At 42.5% G+C, this 12,621-nt stretch carries 13 protein-coding genes; 2 read left to right on the top strand and 11 right to left on the bottom strand.

All coding sequences use genetic code 11. From position 1 onward, the window contains the following. Positions 1-334: 334 nt before the first annotated feature. Complete coding sequence (locus tag BM210_RS11175) at positions 335-817, bottom strand: DUF2798 domain-containing protein (protein WP_091167911.1); 483 nt, start codon at positions 815-817, stop codon at positions 335-337. Between the two features lie 196 nt (positions 818-1,013). On the opposite strand from BM210_RS11175, the gene BM210_RS11170 reads away from it, so the two are divergent. Then, entirely contained in the window at positions 1,014-1,484 is a 471-nt protein-coding gene (locus tag BM210_RS11170) for a DUF2306 domain-containing protein (protein WP_091167910.1), read from the top strand. Positions 1,485-1,589: 105 nt separating this feature from the next. Here the strand turns inward: BM210_RS11170 and BM210_RS11165 are convergent, their stop codons facing one another. Together BM210_RS11165 and BM210_RS11160 are read right to left on the bottom strand one after the other, a co-directional pair. Next, positions 1,590-2,387: a potassium channel family protein gene (locus tag BM210_RS11165; protein ID WP_091167908.1), complete on the bottom strand. Its 798-nt coding sequence runs from the start codon at positions 2,385-2,387 to the stop codon at positions 1,590-1,592. A 157-nt stretch (positions 2,388-2,544) separates the two neighbouring features. Then, on the bottom strand, positions 2,545-3,354 hold the full coding sequence (locus BM210_RS11160) for a phytanoyl-CoA dioxygenase family protein (RefSeq protein ID WP_091167907.1): 810 nt from the start codon (positions 3,352-3,354) through the stop codon (positions 2,545-2,547). Positions 3,355-3,597: 243 nt separating this feature from the next. On the opposite strand from BM210_RS11160, the gene BM210_RS11155 reads away from it, so the two are divergent. Beyond that, on the top strand, positions 3,598-4,455 hold the full coding sequence (locus BM210_RS11155) for a helix-turn-helix domain-containing protein (RefSeq protein WP_091167905.1): 858 nt from the start codon (positions 3,598-3,600) through the stop codon (positions 4,453-4,455). Between the two features lie 60 nt (positions 4,456-4,515). Here BM210_RS11155 and BM210_RS11150 read toward each other — a convergent pair whose 3' ends face one another. The 8 genes from BM210_RS11150 to BM210_RS11115 all read right to left on the bottom strand — a co-directional run bounded on the left by BM210_RS11150 (position 4,516) and on the right by BM210_RS11115 (position 12,609). Then, positions 4,516-5,220, bottom strand: a complete 705-nt coding sequence (locus tag BM210_RS11150) for an MgtC/SapB family protein (protein ID WP_091168450.1) — start codon at positions 5,218-5,220, stop codon at positions 4,516-4,518. Between the two features lie 99 nt (positions 5,221-5,319). After that, positions 5,320-6,363 (bottom strand): galactitol-1-phosphate 5-dehydrogenase, encoded by a 1,044-nt coding sequence (locus BM210_RS11145; protein ID WP_091167904.1) that lies wholly within the window; start codon positions 6,361-6,363, stop codon positions 5,320-5,322. 23 nt (positions 6,364-6,386) lie between these two features. Further along, positions 6,387-7,154, bottom strand: coding sequence for a glycerophosphodiester phosphodiesterase family protein (locus tag BM210_RS11140; protein ID WP_091167903.1), 768 nt, complete (start codon positions 7,152-7,154; stop codon positions 6,387-6,389). Positions 7,155-7,280: 126 nt separating this feature from the next. After that, positions 7,281-8,621 (bottom strand): ABC transporter substrate-binding protein, encoded by a 1,341-nt coding sequence (locus BM210_RS11135; RefSeq protein ID WP_256223502.1) that lies wholly within the window; start codon positions 8,619-8,621, stop codon positions 7,281-7,283. Between the two features lie 52 nt (positions 8,622-8,673). Continuing rightward, positions 8,674-9,504, bottom strand: coding sequence for a carbohydrate ABC transporter permease (locus BM210_RS11130; protein WP_091167901.1), 831 nt, complete (start codon positions 9,502-9,504; stop codon positions 8,674-8,676). A 66-nt stretch (positions 9,505-9,570) separates the two neighbouring features. Next, on the bottom strand, positions 9,571-10,449 hold the full coding sequence (locus tag BM210_RS11125; RefSeq protein ID WP_091167900.1) for a carbohydrate ABC transporter permease: 879 nt from the start codon (positions 10,447-10,449) through the stop codon (positions 9,571-9,573). A gap of 4 nt (positions 10,450-10,453) precedes the next feature. Then, the gene (locus BM210_RS11120) at positions 10,454-11,497 is read right to left on the bottom strand and encodes an ABC transporter ATP-binding protein (RefSeq protein ID WP_091167899.1); all 1,044 of its coding nucleotides are present in this window, start codon (positions 11,495-11,497) and stop codon (positions 10,454-10,456) included. 29 nt (positions 11,498-11,526) lie between these two features. Next, on the bottom strand, positions 11,527-12,609 hold the full coding sequence (locus tag BM210_RS11115; protein ID WP_256223501.1) for an NAD(P)-dependent alcohol dehydrogenase: 1,083 nt from the start codon (positions 12,607-12,609) through the stop codon (positions 11,527-11,529). Positions 12,610-12,621: the final 12 nt, after the last annotated feature.

Genomic DNA, 12,621 nt, shown 5'->3' with positions numbered 1-12,621 from the left:
TCATGTGCGTCTACAATAAAAAAACTCATGGTATTATCAGTTCATCTTCAAATTATCGAACTGCCAGTTAAAAATGTCAAAGAGTCGGTTATAGCTTCCAGTTTCTCGACCCGGATGGTAATCACTTGGGAATATGGGGTGGTTGGCCAAAAGAGGAGCAAGGTCAGTAACATATGAGAGGGGCAAATGGCCCCTCTTTATTAGTTTCGCACATACATCTGAATTTTTTCAGCAATTATTTGAGCAATATACGCCAGCATTTTTCAATGGTTACGCTGAGGATTTCAAGCACCTTGATTTTTTGGCAAAGGGGAAACTATTATTTTCAAACTAATCATAACTGAACAGCTTTATTGGATGGCTTCACATAGTTCATTAAAATATAACGCGCCACTGGACCTACAATTAGTAATTGTGCTGGATAAGCTACTATAAAGTTCAATAATAACAGGTTAGCATAATTGCTAAGTATTGTGCCTTCAATACCAGTCGTAACTATTTTTGAAATTAATCCATAAACCGACATAAATAAAACCATACCGACTACCATACAAGTTGAAATGGCAACAATATTATAGATTTTCTTTGATTTATTATAAGGCAGCTTGAATGCAATTCTTCGAGCAATAGTCCCAACAACAAATGCTTCAATAATAAATGCGACAATAAATGTTAAGGCAAATAGAGTAAAACCTTTTCCAATTGTCATTCCCCCCCATAAGCCCTCAAGAGTGATGTTATAAGCAAACATAATACTTACCATACCAAATACCATCATTAAGCCAAAGATCATTTCTTCTTTTTTGTTACCAGGCAAATGAAAACATCCTTTCATTTTTATTATGGTTTTAGTATATCTACTGAAATTTTTTTTCGTAAGTGAATAATTTGTGAATATAATTTAGACGTATTCTTACCCCTATAGGCTAAGAATACAGAGGCGTAAAATTCGGAAATCGATTATCATACATTTAGATATAAGATTCTATCTGATACTGTTAGGGGAAATGCAAATGGAGCTATTTCATTTTCTACTTATCATCCATATTATTTCAGGGTGTATATGTCTTGTAACTGGAGCTATTTCATCTATGGCAACCAAACGACGAGGAATTCATACTCTCATTGGTGAGATCTATCATGGTGCTTTTGTTGCTATCTTTATAACCTCTGTAGCTATGGGTATTATGCATTGGTCTCAAAGCGCTTATCTTTTATTCATTGGCATTTTCTCTTATTCGATTGCCTTGTACGGGTATTTATCCAAAAAATTGCGTTGGAACAACTGGTTAGGAAAACATATTGGCGGCATGCTTGGATCTTATATTGCTATAATAACGGCTGTACTTGTGGTTAATGGGCCTAATATCCCCTTAATTAAACAATTACCTACTTTACTGCTCTGGTTTTTGCCGACGATTATAGGGACTCCAATCATTATCCTTATAGGAAAACGTTATAAGCGAGCAAAAAAGTTATCTTAACAGATGTACATTTCCATAAGATGAACAAAACATCATGATAGCAAAGGGGCGCTGCAAAAGCAGACCCCTCCTCCAATCGCTGTTGCAGCCAGATTCTTTCGATTCTTAGCCCCCATAGGGGTACGAATCCGTCTGCAAAGGCGAACACTTTGTTTCTCTAGAAGGGTCCGCTTTCTCCGCTCGGGCTGTGTGTTTCTTTTGTTCCCGCATCTTACCAAGAAGAACCAATAGTGTATCCATGTCATCTATTGTTAGTTCATCATATCTATCCAGTTCTTGTTTTATAAATATTACTGTAGATGGTGCAGATTTTTTTTCTGAAGACAAAAAATACGTCGCTATGGTTCCTGTTATCATGCTGATCAATCCAATTCCGATGATCATAAGAACAACTGCAACGGATCTTCCTAAAAACGTTACTGGAGACATATCACCATAGCCTACCGTAGTTGTCGTAACTACACTCCACCAAAGAGCATCCTCATAAGTGGTAATACCAGGCTCAACCAGATAGACAGGTATAGCAGAAATAAAAACAAGAACAAATGTAAAAGTAATCAGCTTGTGGAGTCCATTGGTATGCAATATTTTAAAAACCGGATTAAAAAAATGAGCCGACATACTAATGATGCGTATGATCCTGAAAACCCTCGCTAATCTGGCAAGCCGAAATATTGAATCTAACGGTATGATTGCAATAATATCTAGAGGATTTTTTTTAATATATTCAAGCTTATTTTCTGCTTTGAAGAAGCGAATACATACATCGATTACGAAAATGGCCCAAATAATCCAATCAATGATTCTTGAAGTATTTTCCTCTACCCAAATAAAGGATATGGAGATCAAAGCCAGAACTAACATTCCTATTTCATATACTAACTGAATCTTAGACTTACCCATTATTCAAACACTCCTATTTGCGTCATTGAATAGATAGTATCTAAATTCATGGATATTTGTCTATATTGGAGATAGTAAAATTTTTCCATAGAAAACTTGTCTCATGAACACCTCAAACACAAAAAAGATACCAAAATTTGGTATCTTTTTCACATCTTTAATGTGGATACACATTCTGATGCTCAATCCCACACGGGCCTCCATCTGGATTGGCTTCCAGTTCTACCGTTGTCCCATCCTTCCGAAATAACGGGTGATAATGGCTGCTAATACTGGTTGCCGACTGATTCGCATAATGGCAGATAAAGGCTCTGCGGAAGCGGTCCTTCGATTTGTTGCGGTATGAGCCATGAATCAGATTTCCATTGAAAAACAACACATCGCCTCGGTCCATAAGCGCTGGAATCGCTTTTTGATCCTTGGGAGGCCTCACATAATGAGTCGTAAACGACTCCCTCTCATCAGCCAGATCAGGACAGACAATGTCGTATTGGTTCGTTTTGGGTACGATCAGCAAGCCGCCATTCTCCTCATCTGCCTCATCAATGGCTGTCCAGGCTGCAATACAGTTTCCCGGATCGACCTTTAAATAAAAATTATCCTGATGCAAAGCCTGCCCACGTGATCCTGGTGGCTTATAATAAAACATGCTTTGAGCGGCCAGCGGCTCCTCCTCATACAAATCGGTCAAAACCTCAAGCACCGGATGATGCAGCATGTACCTTTTGGCCGTTTCGTTAAAGCGGTGCGGATGCATGACCCGTGGATATCTTTTCAGAGGGTCTGTTGTATCCTCATGCAAATCCGGTTCAAAAAAACCGGAAATCGTTTGATGGCTAATCTCCTCAAATGTGCTGTCGATCTCTGCTAGATGGTCCTCCGCAAATAATCCTTTTACAACGAGATACCCTTCGGTTTCAAAATGCTGCTTCTGTTCCCTTGTCAATCTCTGTAACTGTTGCGTCATGGTCCTACCTCCTTAAAAAGCTCGGTAATTAAGCATTAATTGAATACACTAATCGTAATCGAATTACGCCCCATAGAAAAGTAACAATGATGCTATTTATTCATACAATCCTGCTACATCATACTTATGAACATGCTTTTTTTAGTAGCACAATGTACACAATTGTTATATGCTGATAATCAGAAGGTACCCTAAGAGAACTTGTTAAAACCGTAATATATATCAAATGAAAGCCGGGTTAATATGGAAAGAGGTCTCATCGGCGGATACAAAAGCTATGCCTACGATACGGTTATTGCCGGACATTTTCAGGAGAATGAAACGTACTTCATCAACAGGCCGAACGGCAGGCATGATTGGCTAATGACATTCACTTTGGATGGTGAAGGTTATTTTAAAGTGCCTGGCAAGGAGTTGATCAGTCAATTCGGGGATGTGACGCTGCTGAAGCCGGATATTCCTCATCAATATGGTACGCGAAGAGGGCATACATGGTACTTCGTGTGGGCTCATTTCTCTTCAAATGTGATTGAAACCAGCCTGCTTCCTAACGATAACCTGATCCAGCAGCGCATAGAAAATGAATCTGCCCGCCAACGTATCCACCATGCATTTACGAGAGTCATTTCGGATTCCAGAGAGCGCGGGGAGTATTGGAATGAATTATGCTGCACTGCAATTCGTGAGATCATTATGCTGCTAGCCCAAAAGAAAAGGCATATTATGGATTCACGAATAGAAGAAACGCTATATCTGCTTTCACAGCGGATGAGAGAACCCATTCGGATAGAGGAGTTGGCCCAATCCGTCGGTCTGTCTGCTTCTCGATTATCCCACCTGTTCAAAACCATTACAGGACACAGCATTGTCGACACGTTGAACAGGATGCGCGTGCAGCAGGCTGCGCTTTTGTTTGAGCATACCGAACGCAGTGCAACCCAGGTATGCTTTGACGTCGGGTTTCAGAATTATAACCATTTTACGAATCAATTTCGCAAATGGTATGGCATCAATCCCAGTTCCTATATGAAGAACAACCGATTGGCTGCTATAGAGCTTGGGAACCATTCATTTGCAAGTCAATTCAATACAAATGAATAAACAGGTTAACCTCAGCATCTGCGCTTGAGTTAACCTGTTATCTTGTGATCCTACATCAACCTAATGGACATGTTCTGCTGATTGACCTAGCGGGTTCAATAAGTTTCGGCCCGATTCCATATAGAGAATAAAGTCATAGGAATTAATTTGATCAACCGCTAAGAGCAGCTTGGTCTGTTCCTGTACCTTCAGGCTGAAAATTAATTGGATCGTAGGCCTGCCCTCCGAATCATTAGTTTCCACATCCGAGATCATTTTGACGTTGATGATTTGGATACCATGCTCTCCAAATTTAGACGCTATTTTACCAAGAACCCCCGGACAATCCAATGATCTCACGCATACTTCACTGCTTCTTCGATTTCTAAGTAGATGCTTCTCCCACTTATTCAACAGAAAAAGGCTGACCAGTACCAATAACGTGGCATAGCAAGCAGCGTACAAAAAACCCGCTCCCACACACAAGCCGATTGCAGCAACTACCCACACGGATGCGGCCGTCGTCAGTCCACTGATGACGGGGCCATTACGTAGAATGGCACCTGCTCCCAGAAAGCCAACTCCGCTGATAACCTGCGCAGCAAGACGGGCGGGGTCCATCCGTACATTAGGCTCGTTCACAAATTGGCTGAAACCATATATCGATAGAAGCATAATCGTAGCCGCACCTAGACAAACCAAAATGTGGGTACGGAAACCCGCAGCATGGTTGTTCCACTCCCGCTCCATGCCAACCAGCCCTCCCAAAACAACGGCAAGGACCATCCTAAGAAGCAGTTCCCAGTGTGGGATATACCAAATTTGTGAAATGTCATTCACGACTTACACTTCCTTTTAGATGACTGAAATGTATGCATACAACCTTTAATTTTGGACATACATCACTTTAACTGAAAACTCGCTGCGATCCCGTAACATCTGTAGGGCATCACCGATTTTTTCTATAGGCACGCGATGAGTTATTAAAGGAGCAAGACGCAGCTTTCCCGAAGCTATAGAGCTTAGCACAAGCTGCCACTCATTAACCGGTAAATTCGCATAATACGAATTCCAAGTACCGATAATCGTAAGATTCCTGCGCAGAATCTCCCAGTAGCCCTTCTGTGTCAGCTTCATATCTCCAGCTGGATTGCCCATAAGTATGACTTTACCGAATGGCCGAGTCGTGTGCATCGCATTCTCAAAGGATACCGAGCTGCCTGCCCCCTCAATCGTTACGTCTGCGCCTTTTCCATCTGTTCGTACAAGAACCCAAGCAACTGCATCAGACGTGGCAGCGTTACACGTATGCGTGATGCCGAGAGTCCGAGCAAATGCCAGCTTCTCTTCATCGATATCGACGAGCAGTATACGGCCTGCACCCCAAATATCCGCCCATAAGGAGAGTATCATCCCGATCGGGCCCGCACCATAAATGAGTACGGTATCACCAATACTGATACCAGCTTGCCTAAGCGCATGCAAGGCTACAGCTGCTGGCTCTACCATTGCCGCTTCTTCATAGGACACGCCTTCAGGAATTAACAGCAGGTTCCATAACGGCACCGTAATATATTCGGCAAAAGCCCCATCGCACCTTGAACCCATATAATTGTAATTCTCACATAACGCGAACTGCCCAATCTCACACGCGCTGCAGCTGCGGCAAGGCATCAGCGGAAAGACGGCCGCACCGCGACCTATGAGCGATTCATCGCAGCCTTCCCCTACCTCGATGATTTCACCAGAAAATTCATGTCCAGGAATCGTCGGAAACGAGTATGTCCCCTTTGAATAAACTCTGGGAATATCGGAGCCACAGATGCCACATGCACGTACCTTCAGAAGAACCTCCCCATGACCTGCATGCGGTTTGGATCTGGTCTCCATTCGAATATCTCCGATAGCGTACAATGGCCAAGCCTTCATCTTCATCTTTCCTTTCTGACTAGCTAAAGAGAACCAGCGATTTGCTGACGAATATTCATAGCCGGCTGTGGATCGTTGCAGGTTAGCAAAGTAACACCGCATCCCAGCGCATAGTAAACCTGCTTATCATTGTCGGTACAATAGCACCCGACTAAGAGACCCATTTCCTGAAATTCGCTCACTAATGCAGGAGTTAACAATTTCATACTAATGCCTATCGACCACATTTTTGAATACGTACCGTCTGTACCCGAAACAAAATTGGACATACTCACTTCAGGAAAGCCTTGTGTTTTCAAGCTGTACGTATCGTGGATATAAGTAATGATTTCCGCGTCAAAGCAAGTGAACAAACAACGTGATAAATAACCATACTCCTTCAGCATCGCGATTGCTTCATCCGCAATCTCTTTGGCATGCTCATTCGGTTTAATTTCTACATTTAACAAAGGTTCGGAGTAGTCCGCAAACAGCTGGCAAAGCTCTTCAAAGGTTGGTATTTTGAGTCCTTCAAAAGGTTTACCCAACCAGCCCCCAGCATCCAGCTGTTTAAGCTCGGCCATGGTATAATCGCTTACTTTGCCCGTGCCATTGGTTGTACGCTCCAATGTTTCATCATGTATAACCATAATCACCTTATCTTTGGAAAAACGAAGGTCAAACTCAAGCACATCTACGCCCATTTCCAGTGACTTCTGGAACGCAAGCAGCGTATTTTCCGGGTAAGCAGATTTATATCCTCTATGCCCGACAATTTGAATGGAAGGACTATTGGCAAGACGTTCTAGCATGTGGGCTGCATCCCTTTCTTGTATGATTATACTCATCGAGCATAGAGAAAGCAGATAACCGGATGGATAAAAATTCCAACATCGGTCTATCTGCTTCCCTGAAAGGCCTTGTGGTTTGTGAACAGTTTACTTATTTTTTAAAAGTTTTTCTGCTGCTGTTTTGAATGTAGCGAGAGTGGCTTGAATATCTTTGTTGTCATACATGATCGCTTGCATAGCAGAGCGGAACTCTTGAATAATCGGCGTCCATGCCAAGTTTTTATTCGTATCGATACCGTATTGCAGCTGATCGTAGGCTACTTTACGATTTGGTTCTTTTGCATACAGCTCTTTAATTTCTTTGGATTCTACCATTTTCTTGGTGAAAGGCAGGTAACCCGTATCAATAACGAACTGCTGTCCGCCTTGAGGATCCGTCATCAACCAGTTCAAGAACTCCCAAGCAGCTTCTTTGTTTTTGGAAGAAGCAAACATGGCAACGTTCGCTCCACCGGTTGGAGTGGCGAACACTTCATTTTTAGGTAGGAAGGCGGTCTTATAATCAAATTTCGCATTTTTTTGTAAACCACCTATACTACCTGTTGATTGTAATAAAATAGCGACCTTACCTTCTGTGAACATCTGGTTGGCGATATTTCCTGAATCCTGGGTCGGCGGGTAGAACAAAGCTCCCGTGCTTTGAAGATCCTTCAAGAAACTGAATAATTTGAGCCCTACACCGGCATCAATAAATTCCATTTTAGTGCCATCTTCACTAAAGAATCTGCTTTTGGATTGAGTGATCATTCCTTGGAGATACCAATCATCAAACGGCATGGTCATACCTTGGCGTTTATAGCCGCTGCCATCTTTAATGACGAGCGCATTTGTGACGGTTTTCAGTTCCTCCCAAGTGGTAGGAATCTTCAGACCCATTTCATCCAGCATCGTTTTGTTTACGTGCATGATCGGAGTGGAACGGTTCAAAGGCAGGGTAACCAATTTCTTATTAAAAATAGAGTGACCCATCAGACCTTGAACAAAGTCATCCAAGCTTAAATTTGATTTCTTCATATACGGTGTCAGGTCCTCCAGCACATCTGCATCGGCAAACAACTGTACGAAAGAACGCTCCAGCATAGTAACATCCGGCGCTGAACCTGCTGCAGCTGCCTGTTGAAGCTTGGTAACCACTTCATCATATCCGCCTTGGAAGGTTCCAACTACCTCAATATTAGGATGGGAGGCATTAAAACGTTTAATCATCGCATCAGTAAATTCGCCGTTAGTTCCTCCCATAGAATGCCAATACTGAATCGTTGTTTTGCCTGTTTTTGCTGCTGCTGCCGGCGCTGCTGCAGGTGCCGGATTAGTTCCAGTAGATCCTGTTGCTCCAGTAGTACCGGTTGCTTGCGGTGCTGAGCTACAGCCTGCAAGTGCACCAATCAGCATGGTAGACGCCATAAGCATTGTCATATTTTTCTTCAATTTTTTCTTCCTCCCTTTTTGTTTTCAACATTATTCGTAAGGGGTTAAATGATTATTTAATCCCGGAATAAACAAATGCCTTCACTATTTGTTTAGAGCAAATCAGGTAAACAAGCAGAATAGGGACCACTAAAACAACATTACCTGCCATAATAGTGTGCCAGTTACTAATACCTTCCGTTTCTCTAAGCATGGCAATTCCGAGTGTCAGCGGGCGAACCGGGTTCGAATCTGTCATCACGAGCGGCCAGAAATAATCATTCCAGTGACTCACAAAGCTGAACAATGCGATCGTGGCTAGTGCTGGCATGGACATCGGTATCATGATTTTCCAAATAATCTTGAACTCGCTGGCATTGTCTAATTTGGCCGATTCAATAATTTCTTCAGGAATCTGCATAAAGTATTGGCGTAAAAGGAAGATACCAAATGCATTGGACATAAAAGGAATAATTTGCGGCAATAAGGTTTTGATCATTCCCCAATCGGCGAGCATCAGATAGACAGGGATAAAGGTGACTTGACCAGGAATCATAAAGGCCAAAAGTACCATAGCAAATAGGAATTCTTTGCCTACAAATTTATATTTAGCAAAAGCATAGGCAGCCGGTATCATTACAGCAAACTGCAAAACAATGATGGAAAGAGTGACAATCACCGAGTTTTGGGCATAAGTCAAAAATGGACCCGAGCTCATGGCAACCACAAAATTATTCCATTGAGGTATTGCCGGAATCATAGTCGGAGGTATCGTCAAGGTCTCTTGGATGGTCTGCAGCGACGTGGATATCATCCATAAGAATGGAAAAACAAAAATCATAAGAGCTGCTATTTTAAGCAATGTATTTAGTGTCGACCATAGGTGCTTTCGTTCAAATGTCATGAATCGTCAAACCCCCTTTCTCTGGGTAATCCAGGTCTGTTGTTGATCGTTCTTATTGATGGTTTTTTATTGATAATGAACCTTTTTAGACAGCAAACGGAAGTAGACAAATGTAAGTATTCCTATAATAGCCATCAGCACAACTCCCGTCGCGGAAGCGAAACCAATATTCGTGGTTCTAAAGCTATAAATATAATAAACCAATGTGCTGGTTGCGTTATTAGGACCTCCGCCTGTCATAATTCTGACCGTATCAAAAACTTTAAAGGAACCAATCGTCATAATGATTAAAATGAAAAACAGCTGCGGAGAAATTAAAGGCAACGTTATTTTGTAAAACACTTTGAACTTCTTCGCATTATCCAGTTCGGCCGCTTCATAAATGCTTGGCGGTATACTTTGGAGAGCAGCCACTATGATCAAAGTATAGTAACCTACACTGTGCCAAACAGATACAATAATGACCGATATCATGGCCGTCTTAGAGCTTTGCAGCCATTGAGAGGGCGGTAGACCCAGAGCCTTCAAAACAAAGTTGAGAAGACCCAGGTTCGGCTCCATCAGCCAAAGCCACACAAGAGCAATCGATACAATAGAAATAATATGCGGCGTGAATAAGCCAGCTTGCACAATGCTGTTAAATTTGCTCTGCTTGCTAAGCCATAAAGCAAACAGCAGAGATATAACCATCGTTAATATAACAACACCAATGGTATAAACAAACGTATTGCCCAGTGCTTTGTAAAAGTCTTCACGCATGAAAACCTCTTTGTAATTGTCCAATCCAATGAATTTGCTTTTGGCTTTATTCATCAGGTTATATTTAAAAAGGCTTAAATAAATTAAATGCAGCATCGGGTAAATAACAAAGGTGAAAATACCTATCATGGCCGGTAATACCATGAGATAAGGACGGAGCAGGCTCAATATTGGTTTTTTATCCATATGCTCAACCTCTTCTCAAAGCTTCTAAGTAGTTATTGAAGCGTCCATCTTCCTCACCGATGCGGTTACCATCTTCTTCAAAGAAAAATATTTTGTTGGCTGCGACTTCTAAACATACATCTTCGTCCACTGTGAAATGATCCTCGATACATTTAATCATATAAGAGCTGTTGTTGTATTTCACTTGATAGACCGTTTCAGATCCGAGCATTTCTCTGGTAGCAATGACGCCCCGAATGGAAAAGTGCTTTCCACTAGGTTCTTTGGATAACACTGCACTCTCTGGACGAAAGCCAAATTTAATTCCTTCCACACCCAGGTCGTCCATATTCATCGGGGGAACTCCAATAAATTCGGCTGCGAACATATTGTTAGGCTTGCGATACATCACATCCGGCGGGGCTTCCTGTTGAATTAACCCTTTATTCATCAATACGATCGTATCGGCCATAGACATCGCTTCTACCTGGTCATGAGTAACATAGACAAAGGTGGTACCCAACTTTTTGTGCAGCTCAATTAGCTCAATGCGCATTTGTACCCTGAGTTTGGCGTCCAGATTGGATAATGGTTCGTCCATCAGAAACACGGATGGCTGCTTAACCATGGCACGGGCAAGTGCGACACGCTGGCGTTGACCGCCGGATAAAGTCGATGGTTTGCGATCCAGGTATTCGGACAGTCCAACCGTAGCGCTGATCGATTCCACCAAGCGGGTACGCTCTTCTTTGGGAACCTTGTTATTTTTCAAACCGAATTCAATGTTCTCTCTTACCGACATCGTAGGGTAGATGGCATAGTTTTGGAACACCATCGCTACTCCTCTTTGCCCAGGTGGAATCTTCGTTACATCCTTGCCATTAATCAGCACTTTACCTGACGTTTGGGGATCGATTCCAGCAATCATTCTTAGAAGTGTCGTTTTCCCGCAGCCAGAGGGACCTACCAGAACGGTAAATTTGCCATCTTCAATCTTTAAATCCAAGTCTTTAATAACATCATGTTTATCAAATGATTTCGTAACCTTCACAAACTCTATAGATGCCAATTAAACCCCTCCTAGTCGTAGTAAATTATTTAACCATTACGCTTCTCTATCTCTTCTTTGTTAGGGTAAATCATCACTTTGATACTTGTTTCCTTGTGCGTGCTTGCTACAGCTACAGCTTCCTGAATATCGCTAAGAGCAAACTTGTGTGTGATGGTCTGGCGCAAAACGATATCACTATTTTTAAGCGCTTGTATCGCCGCAGGATAAGTGTTTGCGTATCGGAAAACACCGAACACATCCAATTCCGAATCGATTAACAGGTTCATATCCATTGGAATTTGCTTAGCTGTTGGCAAGCCGATATACACAATGCGCCCTCCACGATTAACGAATCGTATCGTATCAGCGATGGCCTGGCTATTGCCAGACGATTCAATGATGACATCGATGCCCTCCCCCCCAGTGAGTAGAGAAATCTGCTCGGAGATGTTGTCCTGCAAAGGATTCATTACGGCTGTCGCTCCAAGCTTAAGGGCCATTTCTCTCCGGAAAGGCACGATGTCGGAAGCTATGATCTCATGAACACCAAATAGTTTGGCCGCTTGGATGGCGAGTAAACCTATTGGACCTAAACCAAGGATCAAGATACGATCGGATGGTCCCACCTTACCTCTTCTCATAGCATGAAATCCGACTGAGAGCGGTTCCAAAAGTGCTCCTTCTTCATAACTCATGCCCTCTGGCAGTTTGAACAAACAATCACTACGAATGGCAGCATATTCAGCCCATGCCCCGTCTACAGGAGGCGTAGCCATGAAAACAACCTCAGGACATAAATTATATCGCCCTGACTTGCAAAAATTACAGCGACCGCATGCAACACCTGGTTCAACAGCTACCCGATCACCCACAGCAACATTCGTTACCTGATCACCAATCTGTATAACTTCTCCAGCAAGTTCATGGCCTAAAATGATCGGTCTATCTACTACATACCTTCCGATCTTTCCATGCTCATAATAATGAATATCCGAACCACAGATACCAATACAATAAACCTTTATTAGCGCATCATTAGGACCAGGTACGGGTCTTTTAACTTCTTTCACAGCTATGGATAACGGCTTTTCCAATACTGCGGCGTTCATCATGGCATTATCCATATTCATGCTCCTACTCCT

This window comes from Paenibacillus sp. 1_12 (assembly GCF_900114475.1).
GTDB lineage: Bacteria > Bacillota > Bacilli > Paenibacillales > NBRC-103111 > Paenibacillus_S.
Note: the sequence above shows the minus strand (reverse complement) of the source record. Positions and strands in the feature narration are given on the sequence as shown.